Origin of the sequence: Micromonospora sp. NPDC050980 (genome assembly GCF_040653835.1) — a bacterium.
Taxonomy (GTDB): Bacteria; Actinomycetota; Actinomycetes; order Mycobacteriales; family Micromonosporaceae; genus Micromonospora.
In genome coordinates, this window is the sequence record NZ_JBFAGS010000019.1 from 1 (window position 1) to 16,753 (window position 16,753).

General features: G+C 75.7%; 13 protein-coding genes and 1 pseudogene. 7 read left to right on the top strand and 7 right to left on the bottom strand.

Annotated features, from left to right (window positions below; genetic code table 11):
• Positions 1-100: 100 nt before the first annotated feature.
• The 3 genes and pseudogenes from AB0H28_RS23845 to AB0H28_RS23855 form a co-directional block, all read right to left on the bottom strand.
• Positions 101-301, bottom strand: a pseudogene (locus tag AB0H28_RS23845) (nucleotidyl transferase AbiEii/AbiGii toxin family protein); the annotation flags it as partial.
• Positions 301-657: a hypothetical protein gene (locus AB0H28_RS23850; RefSeq protein ID WP_358044135.1), complete on the bottom strand. Its 357-nt coding sequence runs from the start codon at positions 655-657 to the stop codon at positions 301-303. The gene AB0H28_RS23850 and the pseudogene AB0H28_RS23845, both read right to left, overlap by 1 nt.
• Positions 658-693: 36 nt before the next feature.
• A complete protein-coding gene (locus AB0H28_RS23855; RefSeq protein ID WP_358044138.1) occupies positions 694-1,170 on the bottom strand; it encodes a DUF1992 domain-containing protein in 477 nt (158 codons plus the stop codon).
• Positions 1,171-1,271: 101 nt separating this feature from the next.
• Between AB0H28_RS23855 and AB0H28_RS23860 the strand changes: the two genes are divergently transcribed.
• Positions 1,272-1,661, top strand: coding sequence for a DUF1232 domain-containing protein (locus tag AB0H28_RS23860; protein WP_358044141.1), 390 nt, complete (start codon positions 1,272-1,274; stop codon positions 1,659-1,661).
• Between the two features lie 4 nt (positions 1,662-1,665).
• Here the strand turns inward: AB0H28_RS23860 and AB0H28_RS23865 are convergent, their stop codons facing one another.
• The gene (locus AB0H28_RS23865) at positions 1,666-2,214 is read right to left on the bottom strand and encodes a GNAT family N-acetyltransferase (RefSeq protein ID WP_358044144.1); all 549 of its coding nucleotides are present in this window, start codon (positions 2,212-2,214) and stop codon (positions 1,666-1,668) included.
• A 93-nt stretch (positions 2,215-2,307) separates the two neighbouring features.
• On the opposite strand from AB0H28_RS23865, the gene AB0H28_RS23870 reads away from it, so the two are divergent.
• Positions 2,308-2,958 (top strand): LysE family translocator, encoded by a 651-nt coding sequence (locus AB0H28_RS23870; RefSeq protein WP_269691872.1) that lies wholly within the window; start codon positions 2,308-2,310, stop codon positions 2,956-2,958.
• A gap of 13 nt (positions 2,959-2,971) precedes the next feature.
• On the opposite strand, the gene AB0H28_RS23875 is transcribed toward AB0H28_RS23870, so the two are convergent.
• On the bottom strand, positions 2,972-4,963 hold the full coding sequence (locus tag AB0H28_RS23875; RefSeq protein ID WP_358044147.1) for a beta-galactosidase: 1,992 nt from the start codon (positions 4,961-4,963) through the stop codon (positions 2,972-2,974).
• A gap of 117 nt (positions 4,964-5,080) precedes the next feature.
• Between AB0H28_RS23875 and AB0H28_RS23880 the strand changes: the two genes are divergently transcribed.
• The 5 genes from AB0H28_RS23880 (at position 5,081) to AB0H28_RS23900 (ending at position 14,588) form a co-directional block, all read left to right on the top strand.
• Entirely contained in the window at positions 5,081-7,450 is a 2,370-nt protein-coding gene (locus AB0H28_RS23880) for a TIM-barrel domain-containing protein (protein ID WP_358044150.1), read from the top strand.
• Positions 7,451-7,495: 45 nt separating this feature from the next.
• Positions 7,496-8,734, top strand: coding sequence for an ROK family transcriptional regulator (locus AB0H28_RS23885; protein WP_358044152.1), 1,239 nt, complete (start codon positions 7,496-7,498; stop codon positions 8,732-8,734).
• Positions 8,735-9,019: 285 nt separating this feature from the next.
• A complete protein-coding gene (locus AB0H28_RS23890) occupies positions 9,020-11,389 on the top strand; it encodes a glycoside hydrolase family 3 C-terminal domain-containing protein (protein WP_358044155.1) in 2,370 nt (789 codons plus the stop codon).
• Entirely contained in the window at positions 11,386-12,411 is a 1,026-nt protein-coding gene (locus AB0H28_RS23895; protein WP_358044158.1) for a LacI family DNA-binding transcriptional regulator, read from the top strand. Before AB0H28_RS23890 ends, AB0H28_RS23895 begins: the two co-directional genes overlap by 4 nt.
• Positions 12,408-14,588 (top strand): glycoside hydrolase family 95 protein, encoded by a 2,181-nt coding sequence (locus AB0H28_RS23900; protein ID WP_358044160.1) that lies wholly within the window; start codon positions 12,408-12,410, stop codon positions 14,586-14,588. Before AB0H28_RS23895 ends, AB0H28_RS23900 begins: the two co-directional genes overlap by 4 nt.
• Positions 14,589-14,601: 13 nt before the next feature.
• On the opposite strand, the gene AB0H28_RS23905 is transcribed toward AB0H28_RS23900, so the two are convergent.
• Both AB0H28_RS23905 and AB0H28_RS23910 read right to left on the bottom strand, forming a co-directional pair.
• The gene (locus tag AB0H28_RS23905) at positions 14,602-15,426 is read right to left on the bottom strand and encodes an SDR family oxidoreductase (protein ID WP_358044163.1); all 825 of its coding nucleotides are present in this window, start codon (positions 15,424-15,426) and stop codon (positions 14,602-14,604) included.
• Positions 15,423-16,733, bottom strand: a complete 1,311-nt coding sequence (locus AB0H28_RS23910) for an NAD(P)-binding domain-containing protein (protein WP_358044166.1) — start codon at positions 16,731-16,733, stop codon at positions 15,423-15,425. The genes AB0H28_RS23905 and AB0H28_RS23910 overlap by 4 nt, the downstream gene beginning before the upstream one ends.
• Positions 16,734-16,753 lie beyond the last annotated feature (20 nt).

Here is a 16,753-nt window from a genome sequence, read left to right on the forward strand (position 1 = left end):
CCGACGGCTCAGCGGCCGGCTGTCCCACGGTGGTCTCGGTCGTCATCTGGCGTCTCTCCCTTGATCGGTCGATCAGCCGTTATTTGTACAGTCCCTCGTGGAGTGCCTCGCGGACCAGCTCGGCGCCCGCAGTTACCCCACCGTCGATGTCTGTGAACAGGTCGACGTCCTCGGTCGGACGATTGACGACGCCGTGGACGACGAGCGCCTGCCCGCCGGCGAGGGCGAAGCCGTGGTCGGCGGCCGCGGTGAGTGCGACCCGGGCGACATCGTGCTGAAACGGGTCGGGGATCAGCGGCATCAGGCCGCGATGCGTTGGACGCGGAGCATCGGGTGGCGCTGCTCCCAGGCGCGGCGGACGCCGCGAGACAGATACAGCGTCGACCAGAGTCGGATCAACGTCGGTCCGTGCAGCCACGTGCGCAGCTCATCGGTGCGGACGGCTTCGGTCAGCACCGTCTCGTACATCCAGGGCAACAGCCCCGGGCGATCGAGATCGACATGCCGGTCGGACTGCCAGAACAGCCGGTGGGGCAGCTCGACGACACCGGTGGTGGGACCGCGCAGCTCGCGGAGATCGTCCGCCACGACCACACGGCGCCTCGGACGGGCCGTGTGTGGTGCACTCGCACCTCGGACGGAGCCGGTCGGGTCCATGGAATCGAGAATAACCCGGTCGACCTGCCGTCGGGCTCAGCGACGCCACCAGCGCCACCGGCGCCGGGATCGCGCGGGCCGCTCGGCGGGCAGCGGTGACATCGGCGCCGGCGGGCTCGTCGCGGCCCGACGGCGGTCGGCGCGCCACCGCAGCACCGCCTGCTCGACGTCGACCGGGCGGACCACCACGCGGGGTCCGGTCGGGGTGCGCAGCCAGGCCACCACCTCGGCGTTGAGTACCGCCACGTACGACCGGACGGCCTCCTCGGTGGGCAGGTCACGCAGCTCGCCGGGGAGCTGCTCGATGCGGCGGCGCAACTGCAGCGGGGTGGGCAGCATCAGGTCGGACGGGATCTGCTCCCGTTCCATGAAGCCGCGGATCCACCAGCCCTCGTCGTAGGGCTCGTTGCGGCCCGGGATCGGTTTGCCGGCGCCCGGCAGGTTGTCGAACTCGCCGCGCTCCTGGGCGGAGCGGATCTGCGCCTCGACCGCGGCCTCCCAGCCGTACGTCATCCCCGTCACCTCCGGAGTCCACCGTATCCGCCGGTTTTCGCCTATGGTCAGCGCCGGGCGGCGACGGGGTGTTCCCGGGCGCCCGTGAGAAAGGGAGTGGCGTGCGGGACTGGCTGGTCGGCCTCGGGGCGGCGGTGGTCGGCCTGGTGGGGAGTTGGGCGCTGCTGGTGCTGCTGGCCCGGCGACTGCCGCCGGGGATCCTGCGCGATCTGGCCACCTTCCTGCCCGATTGTCTGACCACGGTGCGCCGGCTGCGCCGCGATCCCCGGGTGCCGCGCCGGGCCCGGATCGCGATCGTGGTCGCGGGCGTCTGGCTGGCCAGCCCGATCGACCTGATCCCGGAGTTCCTGCCGGTGATCGGCCCGCTGGACGACATCGTCGTGGTCGCGCTCGCGTTGCGCTACGCCGGGCGGCAGGTGCCCCGCCAGGTGCTGCTGGACGCGTGGCCGGGCGAACCGCGGCTGCTGCTGCGCCTGCTCGGCGCGCCGTGACGGCTCAGTGCCGCAGGCGTACGTGCCGGTGGCCGTCGCGGGGGAACGGCGGGCGGGCCGGCATCACCTCGGCGAACGCGTACCCGCTCTTCTCCGCCACCCGGCAGGAGGCCGGGTTGTCGATCTGGTGGAACAGTTCCATGCGGGTCAGCCCGGCGGCGGCGAAGCGGGCGAACGCCCAGCCGGTGACCGCGTCGACGGCCCGGGGCGCGACGCCGCGCCCCCGCGCCGGCGCGGCGGTCCAATAGCCGACCTCGGCGGCCGGGTGGCCCGGGCGGACCTCCTTGAGCACCACGCAGGCCACCAGCCGCTCCCCCGCCGGCAGGTCCTCCAGCACGGCGAAGCTGAACCGGCGGTCGGCCGCCCAGCCCTGCCGGCTGCGGCGCACGAACGCCCGCGCCTCGCCCCGGGTGGTCACCGGGTAGCGGGTCCAGGCGCGCAGCACCGGATCCTGGTAGATCTCCAGCAGGTCGTCGGCGTCACCGTCGCACCACGGCCGCAGCGTCAGGCCGGGCGCGGCGGGAGTGGCGGCGGCGGACAGCACGACGGACATTGCGACAGTGTCGCGCGTCACGCGCCCCGGCCGCGACCCCGCACCCGTGGGCGGCGGCGTAGGGTCCGGGCAGGGTCGACGGCGGGAGGCGGCATGGTCACGCTCGGCGCGGTGGTGGGAATCGCCCTGGTGGCGCTCGGTCTGGTGCTCACGCCCGGGCCGAACATGGTCTACCTGGTGTCCCGGTCGGTCACCCAGGGGCGCCGCGCCGGGCTGGTGTCGCTGCTCGGGGTGGCGGTCGGCTTCCTGGTCTACCTGGCCGCCGCGGTGGCCGGCATCGCCACCGTCTTCGTGCTGGTCCCGCCGCTCTACACGGCGGTGAAGCTGGCCGGCGCGGCCTACCTGCTCTGGCTGGCCTGGCGCACGCTGCGCCCGGGCGGCCGGTCGGCGTTCACGCCGGCGCCGCTGCCGCCGGACCGGCCCCGGCGGCTGTTCACCATGGGTCTGGTCACCAACCTGCTCAACCCGAAGATCGCCATCCTCTACGTGTCGCTGCTGCCGCAGTTCGTCGACCCGGCGCGCGGGCACGTGGCGGTGCAGAGCCTGCTGCTCGGGCTGACCCAGATCGGCATCGCGCTGACCGTCAACGCGATGATCGTGCTCAGCGCCGGCGCGGTGTCGGCGTTCCTCACCCGCCGGCCGGGCTGGGCCCGGCTTCAGCGCTACGTGATGGGCACCGTGCTGGCCGGGCTCGCGGTGCGCATCGCCGCGGACCGCTCCCGCGCCGCCGTCGCCACCCCCTGATCGGGTACGCGCCTCAGCGCGGCGGTTCGCACAGCACCGCCACCCCGCCGGGCGGCACGGTGACCCGGTCGTCGACCGGATCGCCGGTGAGCAGCTCGTGCCCCGCGGCCGGCACCCGCTGCGGCCGGTCGGTGTGGTTGAGCAGGAACAGCCAGCTCCGGTCGCCGTCGCGCCGGCGTACCGCCTCGACGCCGGGCGGCGCCGCCGGGCAGGCCGGGACGACGCCGGCGAGCCGGGCCGCGTCGGTGAGCAGCCGGCGGTAGGTGGCGTCGTCGGGCCGGGTGGAGACGTACCAGGCGCGGGCGTCGCCGATCCGGCGCCGGGTGACCGCGGGGCGGCCGTCGAGCACCCCGCCGATGTAGGCGGTGACCTGTTCCGCGCCGGCCAGGTGCACCGTCTCCGACCAGATCCGGCCGAACCCGCCGCTGGTCAGCAGCACCCGTTCGTCGTCGGCGAGCGGGTGGAACTCCTCGACCCGCACCCCGAGCAGGTCCCGGTACGCGCCCGGGTAGCCACCGAGGCGGATCCGGGCGTGCTCGTCGGCGACCCCGCTGAGCCAGGTGACCAGCAGGTGCCCGCCGGTGTGCACGTGCCGGCGTACCCAGTCGGCGGTGGCGTCGGAGGCCAGGTAGAGCGCGGGCAGCACGAGCAGCCGGTGCCCGTCGAGCGGGTCGCCGGGCGTCACCAGGTCGGTGGTGATGCCGGCGTGCCACAGCGCCCGGTGCGCGGCGGCCACCTCGCCCGGGTGGTCGAGGCCGTCGCGCGGCATCCCGGGGTGGCGCAGCGCCCAGCCGCTTGCCGCGTCGTACGCGATGGCCACCCGTGCCTGCACCCGGCCCGCCTCGATCCCGCCGAGGCGGGCCAGGGCGGCGCCGAGGCCGGTGGCCTCGCGGAACACCCGGGTGTCCGCGCCGGCGTGCGACACCACTGCGGAGTGGAACCGTTCCGCGCCGCCGGCCGGGGCGCGCCACTGGAAGAACATCACCCCGGCGGAGCCGCGGGCGACGTGCGCGAGGCTGTGCCGGGTCATCCGTCCCGGTTCCTTGGTGTGCATCCGCCCGGCGGTGTGGATCTGGTTGGGTGCGCTCTCCATCAGCAGCCACGGCGCGGGCCGGCCCGCGCCGTGGCGGGCCCAGCCCCGGGCGAGGTCGGCGGCGAGCGCGCTCTGTTCCTCGGCGCCTGCGTCGACCCGGTCCGGGTAGTGGTCGACGGCCACCAAATCCACCTCGCGCGCCCACCGGGCGTGGTCGACCGGCACCCACTCGCCGAGCACGAAGTTGGTGGTGACCGGCACCGCCGGGTTCGCCGCCCGCAGCACGTCCCGCTGCTCGGTGTACGCCGACAGCAGGGTGTCCGACCAGAAGCGGCGGAAGTCGAGCAGTTGGCCGGGGTTGGCCAGGTACTGGGTGGCGCGCGGCGCGCCGACCTGCGCCCAGTCGGCGTAGTGCTGGCCCCAGAAGCTGGTCGTCCAGGCGTCGTTGAGCGCGTCGAGGTCGCCGTGGCGCTCGGCCAACCAGCGGCGGAACGCCGCCTCGGTGTGCGGGCAGTGACAGGTGGTGCCGTACTCGTTGTGCACGTGCCACAGTGCCAGCGCCGGGTGGTGGGCGTAGCGGGTGGCCAGCGTCTCGGCGATGCTCCGGGCCGCGGCGCGGTAGGCGGGCGCGGCGGCGCAGTAGGTGTCCCGGCTGCCGTGGTGCAGTCGGGTGTCGTCGGCGGTGACCGGCATGGCGTCCGGGTGGGCGTGCGTGAACCAGGGCGGCGGCGAGGCGGTGGGGGTGGCCAGGGCGGCCCGGATGCCGCCGCCGTGCAGCAGATCCAGCACCCGGTCGAGCCAGTCGAAGGTGTGGCGGCCGGGCGCGGGTTCCAGGCGGGACCAGGCGAACACGCCGACGGTGACCAGGTTGACGCCGGCCTCGCGCATCAGCGCGATGTCGTCGTGCCACACCTCGGCGGGCCACTGTTCCGGGTTCCAGTCCCCGCCGTACCACAACGCTTTAGTTGTCATCCCGGCCAAAGTAAGAACAGGTGAGGCGGAAAGTCAATGACCACGATCATTGACAGTTAGTTGTGCTTCCAAAGAAACTGGCGGTGCCGCAACCCGGGTCGCCGCGAGGAGACGCCCATGCCGTACCGCCCGCCGTTGGTCCCGTACGAGACGTTCGTGGCCGACCCGCCCGACCTGCCGGTCCGCTCCCCCGGCGAGCACGGCGCCGACGACGTGCTGCGGGCCGAGGTGGTCGCGACCGACCCGCACGGGGTCACGCTCACCGCCACCTGCACCTCGGGCCGCAACCTGCTCGCCCGGATCGAGGCCGCCGGCGACGGCATCCTGCGGGTCCGCCTCGCCGACGACCTGTCCGTGCGCAGCCGCTGCGCGCGCGCCACGACCCTCACCCGGCCCGAGCCGCACCCGGCCGAGGTCACCGTGGACGACGCGTACGCGCGGGTGGACGCCGGCGGCGTGGTCGCCGAGATCCGCCTCGACCCGTGGGGGCTGCGGTTCCTCGACCCCGCCGGGCGGCTGCTGGTGGCCACCGACGGCGGCACCCGCGACATCAGCGGCCGGCGGCGCACGCTGCCGCTCGGCCGCTCCACGGTGGACGGCGAGCCGGTCGCCTGGCACGAGAGCTTCGTCGCGCCCGGCGACGAGCGTTTCGTCGGCTTCGGCGAGAAGTTCACCCCGCTGGACAAGCGCGGCCAGCGACCGCTGATGTGGAACTACGACGCGTTCGGCGGCGAGTCCGACCGGTCGCACAAGAACGTGCCGTTCTACCTCTCCGACCGCGGCTACGGCGTGCTCGTCGACAGCGGCCTGCCGGTGCAGTTCGACGTCTGCGCCAGCACCCACAGCAGCGTGCAACTGCTGGTGCCGGACGACCTGCTCGACTACTACGTGCTGGCCGGCCCCACCCCGGCGGAGATCCTGGACCGGCTCGACGCGCTGACCGGTCGGCCGTACCTGCCGCCGCGGTGGGCGTTCGGCGCCTGGATCTCCTCCGGTTTCTTCCCGGACAGCGAGCAACGGGTGCGGGAGCGGGCCCGGCTGATCCGGGAGCGGGACATCCCCTGCGACGTGCTGCACCTGGACTGCTACTGGCAGGTCGCCGGCCGCTGGTCCGAGCTGCGGTGGGACCAGGAGGCGTTCCCCGACCCGGCCGGGATGCTCAAGGACCTCACCGAGCAGGGCTTCCGGGTGTGCCTGTGGATGAACCCGTACCTGATGACCGAGAGCCCGCTCTACGCCGAGGCCGAGGCCGCCGGATACTTCCTGCGCCGCCCCGACGGCGGGACGTACGTCGCGGACACCTGGCACGGCAGCTATCCGGTCTGCGCCATCGTGGACCTCACCAACCCGGCGGCGGTGCGCTGGTTCCAGGGCCTGCTGCGTCCGCTGCTGGCCCAGGGTGTCGCGGTGTTCAAGACCGACTTCGCCGAGGCCGTGCCCGCCGACGCGGTGGCGCACAACGGCATGACCGGCGTCGAGCTGCACAACGTGTACGCGTTGCTGTTCAACGACGTGGTCGCCGACGTCACCGAGGAGGTGGTCGGGCACCGCACGGTCTGGGCGCGCTCGTCCTACCTGGGCGGGCAGCGGCACAGCGCGCAGTGGAGCGGCGACGTCAACGCCACCTGGCCCGGCATGGCCAGCACGCTGCGCGGCGGGTTGTCGCACGGGCTGTCCGGGGTGCCGTTCTGGAGTCACGACACCGGTGGCTTCCACGGCACGCCGGAGCCCGACCTGTACGTGCGCTGGACGCAGTTCGGCGCGTTGTCGCCGCTGGTCCGGCTGCACGGCACCACCAGCCGGCTGCCGTGGGACTTCCCGCCGGAGGCGGAACGGCACGCGGTGGCCGCGCTGCGGCTGCGCTACCGGCTGCTGCCGTACCTCTGGTCGGCCGCCGTGGACGCGGCCCGCACCGGCAGCCCGATGATGCGGGCGCTGCTGCTCGACACGCCCGCCGACCCGACCGCCTGGGCCACCGACCTGCAGTACCGCCTCGGCACCGACCTGCTGGTGGCGCCGGTGCTCGACCGGTCCGGGGAACGCGCGGTCTACCTGCCGACCGGCGACGACTGGCTGGACGCGGCCACCGGGCAGCGCCACGCCGGCGGTCGGCACCTGCGGGTGGCCACGCCGATCGACCGGCTGCCGCTGTACGTGCGGCACGGGGCGCTGGTGCCGGTGGTGGCGCCCGCGCCGACCGTCGCCGACGGCCCGTTCCGCGACGTCACGCTCGTCGCCTGGGGCGGGGCCGACGCGGTGACGGTGCTGCGCGACCCCGACGGCGACACCACGATCACCGCCACCCGCGACGGCGACACCCTGCGGGTACGGGTGGACGGCCCGCTCGACGTCCGCCGGGTCAGCGTGGTCGGCGACGACCCGCCGCGTCGCGTGGTGCTCGATGGCCAGCCGGCGCCGGTGACCCCGTTCGAGCCCTGGTTCGGCGGCGGCGACGCACCCGGCGGTAGCCTTGCCGATTTAGTTTAAGCTGTAGCCGAATCCGACGGCCGCGGCGCAGGAGGCGGGCACCACGTGATCAGCATCGACCGGTCGTTCCAGACGGCCGACCTGGGTGACGTGCGGGTGGCCAACCGGGCCGTCGTCCTGCGGCACGTCCGGTTGCACGCCCCCTGCTCGCGCGCCGACGTCGCCGCACGCACCGGACTCAACAAGGCCACCGTATCCAGCCTGGTCGGCGAACTGATCGAACACGGCCTGCTGCGCGAGACCGGGCTGACCGAGAACCGGATCGGCCGGCCGGCCACCATGCTGGTCCTCGACGGTTCCCGCCACGTCGGGCTCGGCCTGCAGATCGGCGCCGACGAGTTGGTCGTGGTCGCCGCCGACCTGGCCGGCGAGCGACTGCTCACCTGGCGCCGCGCGTTCGCCGCCGCGACCGCCGGGCCCGACGAGACGGTACGGGCGCTCGCCGCGCTCACCCGCCGGGCGGTCACCCGGGTCACCGGGGCGGGCCGCGCGGTGCTCGGCCTCACCGTCGGCGTGCCCGGCCCGGTCGACGCCGACGGCGCGGTACCGGCCGCGCCGGCGCTGGGCTGGCACGGCGTGCCGCTCGCCGCCGACCTGCGCCGCGCGCTACGCGACCCGGGGTTTCCCGTCGGCGTCGACAGCGACGCCAACCTCGCCGTCTCGGCCGAGCTGCGCCACGGCCCGTACGCCGGCACGGCCGACCTGGTGCACCTGACCGGTGGGCTGGCGGTCGGCGCCGGTCTGGTCAGCGGCGGCCGGCTGCTGCGTGGCGGCCGTGGCTTCGCCGGCGGGATCGGCCACCTGCCCGTGCCGGCGGCTCACGCCACGCCCCCGCCCGGCACGCCGGCGTGCCACTGCGGCCGGCGCGGCTGCCTCGCGGCGGTGGCCGGCGTGGACGCCGTGGTGCGCCGCCTGCTGCCCGACGTGGCCTCGGACGGCCCGGTCACCGACTACCTGCCGGAAATCGGGCGGATCCAGGCGCTCGCCCGGGCCGGCGACGTCCCGGTGCGCGACGGGCTCGCCGAGACCGGCCGGCAGCTCGGGCACGCGGTGTCCATCCTGGTCGACCTGCTCGACCCGGAGGTGGTCCTGGTCGGCGGGCACCTGGCGGCGCTCGCGCCGTGGCTGCTCCCGGCCGCCCGCGCCGAGATCGCCGCCGGCACGTCGGGCCCGCCGGCCACGGTCCGCATCGAGGCCAGCGCGCTGGGCTCGGCGGCCAGCGCGCTGGGCGGCGCCACCGCCGCACTGGCCACCGTGGAGACCGGGCAACTGCCCCTCGCCTGACTCTTGACCGCACCGGCCCCGGGTGCCAACCTCGGTAGCGCCGTCACCGGGCCGGGCAACCCGCGGGCGGCGTCTTCTCCGGCGGTCGTCGAAGCGCTTCACCAGTGCTCCGGGCCGACGCCACCGGCCGACCACCACCCCATTTTCCGCGTGCGCGCCGCCGTCCACCGGCCGGTTCGTCGAAGCGCTTCGACGAACCGGCGGGCGACCCGCACGCCCACCGGAGGCGCCCGTCATGACCGACCGCACCCCGCACCGCCCGACGACCTGCTGGCCCACCTCACCATGGCGGAGAAGCTCGGCCTGCTGCACCAGTGGCAGGCGCCGGTGCCGCGGCTCGGGCTGCCGGCGTTCCGCACCGGCACCGAGGCGCTGCACGGCGTCGCCTGGCTCGGCGAGGCCACCGTCTTCCCGCAGGCGCTCGGCCTCGCGGCGAGCTGGAACCCGCGGCTGATCCGGGCGGTCGGCGCCGCCGTCGGCGACGAGGTGCGGGCCAAGCACACCGCCGACCCGCGGCGCGTCGGGCTGAACGTGTGGGCGCCGGTGGTCAACCCGCTGCGCGACCCCCGGTGGGGACGCAACGAGGAAGGCTGGTCCGAGGACCCCTGGCTCACCGGCCGGTTGGCCACCGCCTACGCGTCCGGGCTGCGCGGCGAGCACCCGACCCGGCTGCGGACCGCGCCGACGCTGAAGCACTTCCTCGGCTACAACAACGAGACCGACCGGGCGACCACCTCCAGCAGCCTGCCGCCGCGGGTGCTGCACGAGTACGAGCTGCCGGCCTTCCGCGCGCCGCTGGCCGCCGGCGCGGCGGTCGCCGTGATGGCGTCGTACAACCTGGTCGACGGGGTGCCGGCGCACCTGAGCCCGCTCATCGACGGCGAGCTGCGCGGCTGGGCCGACGACGAGGTCATGGTGGTCGGCGACGCCGGCGCGGTCGGCAACATCGCCGGCGTGCAACGGCACCTGCCCGACCACGTCACCGGGTTCGCCGCCGCGTTGCGCGCCGGGGTGGACAGCTTCACCGAGGACGACGAGGATCCGGGTCCCACCGTCGAACGGCTCACCGACGCGCTGGCGCGCGGGCTGATCGACGAGGCCGACGTGGACCGGGCGGTCCGGCGGATCCTGTCGGTGCGGTTGCGCCTGGGCGACCTCGACCCGCCCGGGCACGACCCGTACGCCGACGTGCCGGCCGACGTGGTCGACTGCCCCGCCCACCGGGAACTCGCCCGCGAGGCGGCCCGCCAGTCGATCGTGCTGCTGGGCAACGACGGCCTGCTGCCGCTCGCACCCGACCTGCGGGTCGCCGTGCTCGGGCCGCTCGCCGACACCGTGCTCACCGACTGGTACAGCGGCACCCTGCCGTATGCGGTCAGCGCGTACGACGGGCTGCTCGGGCGACTGCGCGAGGTCACCACGCACCCCGGCGCGGACCGGATCACGCTGCGCGTCGGGCACCGCGCGGTGGTCTGCGCCGACGGCGGGCCGCTGACGCTCGCCGACGCGACCCCGGCAGAGTTCGACGTGGTCGACTGGGGCGGCGGCGTGGTGGCGCTACGCGCGGTCCGCCACGGCCGGTACGTCGGCGCGGACGACTCCGGCGCGCTTGTCGTCGACCGTCCCGGCCCGGGCGGCTGGGTGGTCCGCGAGACGTTCCGGCTGCACCACCGGCCCGACGGGCGGGCGCTGCTGCACCACCTCGCCACCGGCCGGCACGTCGGCGTCGGCCCGGACGGTTGGCTCAGCGTCGCCACCGGCGAACCCGCCGAGTTCACCGTGGAGCTGCGCGTCGACGGCGCGGCCGAGGCCGCCGCGCTGGCCGCCGCCGCCGACGTGGCGGTGGTGGTGCTGGGCAACCACCCGATGGTCAACGGACGCGAGACCGAGGACCGGGCAGACCTGGCGCTGCCCACCGGCCAGGACGAGCTGCTGCGCGCGGTGCACGCGGCGAACCCCCGCACCGTGCTGGTGCTGACCAGCAGCTACCCGTACGCGGTCGGGTGGGCCCGGGAGCACCTGCCGGCGGTGCTGTGGAGCGCCCACGGCGGGCAGGAGCACGGCAACGCGCTGGCCGACGTGCTGGTGGGCGCGGAGGATCCGGGCGGCCGGCTCACCCAGACCTGGTACGCCGACACCGCCGAGCTGCCCGACCTGCTCGACTACGACGTCATCGGCGCCGACGCCACCTACCTCTACCACCGGGGCGAGCCGCTGTACCCGTTCGGCCACGGGCTCAGCTACGCCGAGTTCGACTACGCTGACCTCCGGTTGAGCACCGCCACGGCGCGTGCCGGCGAGGAGGTGGAGGTGAGCGTCGAGGTCACCAACACGGGCCGCCGCCCGGGCACCGAGATCGTGCAGCTCTACACCCGGCAGCGGCGCTCCCGGGTCAAGCAGCCACTGCGTCAGCTACGCGACTTCACCCGGGTCACCCTCGAACCGGGGTGCGCGGCCCGGGTGACGGTGCGGCTGCGCACCGCCGAGCTGGCCTGGTGGGACGACACCCGCGCGGCAATGGTGGTGGAGGACGCCACCCATTCGGTGCTCGTCGGCCGCTCCGCCCGCGATGTCCGGCTGGTCGGCGCGCTCACCGTGAGCGGCGGCGGCGCGGCGACCAGCCCCGCGGCGCGGCGCTCCGGAGCCGCCCGGTGAACGGCCGGGCCGCCGGTGAGCAGGTCACCATCGCGGACGTGGCCCGGCACGCCGGGGTGGCGGCGAGCACCGTGTCGTACGTGCTCAGCGGCAAGCGCGCCATCTCCGCCGACACCCGCACCCGGGTGCTGGCCAGCGTGCGCACCCTGGGCTACCACCCGAACGCCGGCGCGCGCGCGTTGGCCAGCCGCAAGGCCAACGTGATCGCGCTGGTGCTGCCGCTGCGCACCGGCATGCAGGTGCCGGTGGTGATGCGCTTCGCCACCGCGGTGGTCACCACCGCCCGCGGCTACGACCACGACGTGCTGCTGGTCACCGCCGACGAAGGGCCGGCCGGGCTGCACCGCATCGCCGGCAGCGCGCTCGTCGACGGCGTGCTGCTGATGGACGTGGAGCTCGAGGACTCCCGGGTGCCGCTGCTGCGGGAGCTGGCGCTGCCCGGGGTGCTGATCGGGCATCCGGCCGACAGCACCGGGCTGGCCTGCGTGGACCTCGACTTCCGGCGCGCCGGGGAGCTGTGCGTGGAGCACCTGGCCGGTGCCGGGCACCGGCGGATCGCGCTGCTCGGTGCCCCGGCCGCCGTCTACGACCGGGGCACCGGCTTCGCCCACCGCACCCGCCGCGGCGTGGTGGCCGCGGCCGACCGGCTCGGCGTCGAGGCGGTGACCCGGCCCTGCGAGGAGGGCCCGGCGGCGGTGCGGCGCGACCTGGCGGCGCTGCTGGCCGAGCATCCCGACGTCACCGGGCTGGTGGTGCAGAACGAGGCGGCGGTCGGGCCGGTGCTGTCCACGTTGCCGCTGCTGGGCCGCCGGGTGCCGCAGGACGTCTCGGTGGTCGCGGTCTGCCCCGACGAGTTGGCCGAACCGTCCGGGTTGACCTGCGTGCCGGTGCCCGCCGAGGAGGTGGGCCGGCAGGCGGTGACGCTGCTGATGCGCCGGCTGCGCGACGAGCCGGTGCCGGAGGTGACACTGCTGGAGCCCCGGCTGACCGTGCGCGACACCAGCGCCGGGACCGGCCGGTGACGCCGGCCGCGCACCGGATCCACGACACCGCGCCGGCCGCCGACTGGACCGACGCGTTTCTCACCGGCAACGGTGAGCTGGGGCTGATGGTGCCCGGGCAGCCGTACGCCGAGCGGATCGTCGTCAACCACCACCGACTGGTGCTGCCCAACGGCAGCCGGTCGGCCCGGGCGCCGGAACTGGCCGACCGGATGCCGCACATCCGGGCGCTGGTGCTCGCCGGCCGGCGGGCCGAGGCCGCCCGGCTGCTCACCGGCGGCCGGGAGCTGACCTGGACCCAGCCGTTCCACCCCGGTTTCGCGCTCACCGTCGACGCCCCGCCCGGCCCGGTCCGGGGCTACCGGCGCAGCACCGAGTTCACCACCGGCGAGGTGACCGTCGAGTGGTCGGGCGGACGGCGGCGCTGCTTCGTCTCCCGCGCCGACGACGTCGCGGTGCTCCACCTCGACCAGGGCGACTGCCTGCTCACCGCCACCGGCGACCTGCCCGGCCGGCCCGCCGCCGTGCGCTACGAGTCGACCGCGTACCGCCGGGGTGAGCTGGTGTTCCTGCGGGTGCGCGCCCGCTACCCCGACGCCGGTGGCGCGTACGGCTTCGAGGGGGTGACGCTGCTGCGCGGCGACGTCACGGTCGACGGCGACCGGGTGCGGGTGCGCGGCCCGGCGCTGCTCAGCACGCTCGTCGACCGCCCGGAGGCCCCGCCGTGGCGCACCGCCGCCGCCGAACGGCGGCTGGCCGCGATCACCGGGGACTACGACGAGTTGCTGGCCCGGCACAAGCCCCGGCACGCCGGCCCGTACCGCCGGGTGGCGCTGGACCTCGGCGTGCCGGACGCCGACCGCCGGGCGCCGGTCGGTGAGCTGCTGGCCCGGCAGGCCGCCACGCCGCGCCGGCTGGACCCGGCGCTGCTGGAGCGGCTGTTCCACGCCGGCCGCTACCTGCTGTTCAGCGCCAGCGGTGTGCTTCCGCCCCGGTTGACCGGGCTGTGGCTGGGTGCCTGGGACGCCGCGTGGGCCGGCGACTGGACCACCGACGCCAACCTCAACCTGCAACTGGCCGGCGCGAACACCGGCGCGCTGCCGGAGGTGACCGCCGCGCACGCCCGGCTGGTCGCCGGCCAGGTCGACCACTGGCGCGACAACGCCCGCGCGGTGTACGGCGCGCGTGGGCTGCTGGCGCCCAGCCGCACCGACGGCGAGCACGGGCACCTGTTCCACCTGCACCCGGACTGGCCGTTCACCGCGTGGCTGGCCGGCGCCGACTGGCTGCTGCATCCGCTGCACGAACACCACCTGGTCACCGGTGAGCCGCTCGGTGCGGTGGCCGGCTGGCTGGCGGAGGTGGCGGACTTCTTCGCCGACGTGCTGACCGAGGTGGACGGCCGGCCGGCGCTGGTGCCGTCGTACTCGCCGGAGACCGGCCCCTACGACGACACCAGACGGATCGCGCCGGTGGCGGTGAACGCCACCATGGACGTCGCCGCGGCCCGCCACGCGGTGCGCGTCGCCGCCGAGGTCACCGGCGCCGACCGGTGGGCCGGGCTCCGGTTGCCGGACTACCGGGTGGACGGGCGCGGCGCGCTGGCCGAGTGGGCGTGGCCGGGCAGCGCCGGCGACGACGACCACCGGCACGTCAGCCACCTCTACCCGGTGTGGCCGCTGGACGAGATCGACCCGGATCGCACCCCGGGCCTGGCCGCCGCCGCGCACCGGGCGCTGACGCTGCGCGGCGACGAGGACGGCTCCGCGCACGGCAGCCTGCACCGGGCCCTGGCCGCCGCCCGGCTGCGCGACGGCCCACTGGTCGCGGCGAACCTGCTCAAGGTCGTCGGCGCGGACATGTTCTTCCGGTCGTTGATGAGCGCGCACAACCCGGGCCGGGTGACCTGGAACGCCGACGCCGCGCACGCGTTGCCGGCGGTGCTGATCGAGTCGCTGGTGCAGTCACGTCCCGGCGCGTTGCGGTTGCTGCCCGCGCCGCTGCCGGGCCTGCCCGCGGGGACGCTGCGCGGGGTGACCTGCCGGGGGCGGATCACCGTGGAGGAGTTGACCTGGGGCCCAGGCGGGGTGCACGCCCGGTTGGCCTCACCGGTGGCGCAGCGACTGCTGGTACGCGGACCGGGTGGCGAGCTGTCGGTCACGGTGACGCCCGGCCAGCCGTGCGAGGTGCGGTGCTGACCGGTCGGGCCGGCTACCGCCCGCCGTCGCGGTGCCGCCGCCGCATCCCGGCGGCCAGCGCCGCGTGGTCCAGGTCGCCGGCGGCGATGCGCCCGGCGACGGTGCGCCGCACCAGCCGGTCGGCCAGCGCCGGCGCGTGCCGGGCCAGGGCCAGCTCGACGCGCCCGCGCCGGGTGGTGGCGACGTCGCGGGGCGCGCGCCGGGCGGCGGCGGCGCGCAGGATCGCCGCGACCACCCCGTCGACGGGCTCCGGCCGGGACACCCCGCTCAGCGACAGCCCGGCCGCCTCGGTGCTGTCGTGGATCGGTGAGGCGACCATGCTGGGGTAGACGACGCTGACCCCGACGTGGGTGCCGACCTCGTGGCGCAGCGCGTCGGCGTACGCGACCAGGGCGCGCTTGCTCACCCCGTACGCGGCGGCCAGCGGCAGCGGCAGCACGGCCATCCGGCTGGCCACGAAGATCACCCGGCCGCGGGCGGCTTCCAGGGCGGGCAGCGCCGCGGCCGTGGTCCGCCAGGCGGCGAGCAGGTTCACCTCCAACTGCCGGCGCACCACCTCGTCGGGAGGCAGCTCGGCCGGCGCGGGCCCGCCGACGCCGGCGTTGTTGACCAGCAGGTCCAGCCCGCCGAGCCGGTCGACGGCGGCGGCCACGGCCGGCGCGGTGGCCGCCGGGTCGGTCAGGTCCGCCCCGAGCACCGGCGGGGTGGCGTCGGCGTCGGCGTGCAGGTCCAGCCCGACCACGTGCGCGCCGGCGGCGGTGAACGCGGCGCCGAGGCGCCGGCCGAACGTGCCGCACGCGCCGGTGACCAGCACCCGCCGGCCGGCCAGCGCGCTCACCGCGCCGCTCCGGCGCGCCGCCGGCCGGTGGCCAACTCCCGGCGCAGCTCGGCCAGGTAGGCGTCGAAGTCGACGCGCATGTGCGGGCGGCGCTGCCCCCACCGGGCGGTGGCGGCGCGCAACTCCTCGCGGCAGGCGGCGGCCTGCCGGGCCGGCTCCGGTGGCGCCCAGGTGCCGGCCAGGCGCGCGGCGACCAGCCGGGCCTGCGCCTCCAGCAGCGGGAACGCCGCCCCGGTGGACTGCATCAGCCCGACGAACGCCAGCCCGGGGGCGGCCAGGTGGAACACGTGCCGGTACAGCGGCAGCTGCTCGGCGCCGGCGCCGAGCAGCTCCGGGTCGAGAAACGGCACCCGCACCCGGTAGCCGGTGCACCAGATCACCAGGTCGACGGCGTCGGCGCGGCCGTCGGTGAACTCGACCCGGTGCCCGGCGAAGCGGGCGATGCCGGGGCAGGGGTGGATGTCGCCGTGGGTGAGCCGGGACAGCAGGGCGTCGGAGAGCGTGGGGTGGTCCTGGAGGAAGCCGTGCGCGGGCGCCGGCAGCCCGTAGCGGGTGGGCGGGCCGACGGTGACGGCGAGCATGCGCTGGCTGATCCGCTGGCGCAGCCGCCAGGGCAACCGTCGGGCCAGTGCCCCGTTGAGGGTGTCCGAGGGGCGGCCGAGCAGATATTTGGGCACCACCCAGACGCCGCGGCGCAGCGACAGCAGGGTCTCCTGGGCGGTGTGCGAGGCGTCGACGGCGATGTCCATGGCCGAGTTGCCGCCGCCCACGACCAGCACCCGGCGACCGGCGAGTTGGTGCGGCCCGCGGTAGTCGTGGCTGTGCATCTGCTCGGCGGCGCACTCACCCGGGTAGGGCTCGGGCAGGTTCGGCACCCGGTTGTGGCCGTTGGCGACCACCACGGCCTCGACGTCGACCTCGACCGGGGCGTCGGGGCCGGTGGCGTGCACCCGCCACCGGTCGCCGACGCGGGTGACCCGGTCGACGGTGTGCCGCAGCCGCACCGCCCCGCGCAGGGCGAAGCGGTCGGCGTAGTCGGCGAGGTAGCCGGCGACGCGGGTGTGGTCGGGGTAGTCGGGCCAGTCGGCCGGCATCGGGTGGTCGGCGAACTGGGTGCGTCCCTTGCTGGTGTTGAGGTGCAGCGTCCGGTAGGCCGGTGAGCCGGGCGCGCCGTAGACCCAGAGTCCGCCGAGGGTGTCGGCGGACTCGAAGGCCACCGCCGGCACGCCGGCGTCGGCGAGTGCCTTGAGCGTGGCCAGTCCGGCCGCGCCGGCGCCGACGACCGCGACCCTGGGTGGTGCCGTCATACCCGCCCCCTTAATCCAAC

Bases quoted from the DNA above. Each gene is read 5' to 3' on its own strand.
- AB0H28_RS23880 (WP_358044150.1), top strand. From the start codon at position 5,081: ATGCCGTACCGCCCGCCGTTGGTCCCGTACGAGACGTTCGTGGCCGAC.
- AB0H28_RS23910 (WP_358044166.1), bottom strand. From the start codon at position 16,733: ATGACGGCACCACCCAGGGTCGCGGTCGTCGGCGCCGGCGCGGCCGGA.
- AB0H28_RS23865 (WP_358044144.1), bottom strand. From the start codon at position 2,214: ATGTCCGTCGTGCTGTCCGCCGCCGCCACTCCCGCCGCGCCCGGCCTG.
- AB0H28_RS23870 (WP_269691872.1), top strand. From the start codon at position 2,308: ATGGTCACGCTCGGCGCGGTGGTGGGAATCGCCCTGGTGGCGCTCGGT.
- AB0H28_RS23850 (WP_358044135.1), bottom strand. From the start codon at position 657: ATGGACCCGACCGGCTCCGTCCGAGGTGCGAGTGCACCACACACGGCC.
- AB0H28_RS23875 (WP_358044147.1), bottom strand. From the start codon at position 4,963: ATGACAACTAAAGCGTTGTGGTACGGCGGGGACTGGAACCCGGAACAG.
- AB0H28_RS23855 (WP_358044138.1), bottom strand. From the start codon at position 1,170: ATGACGTACGGCTGGGAGGCCGCGGTCGAGGCGCAGATCCGCTCCGCC.
- AB0H28_RS23890 (WP_358044155.1), top strand. From the start codon at position 9,020: ATGGCGGAGAAGCTCGGCCTGCTGCACCAGTGGCAGGCGCCGGTGCCG.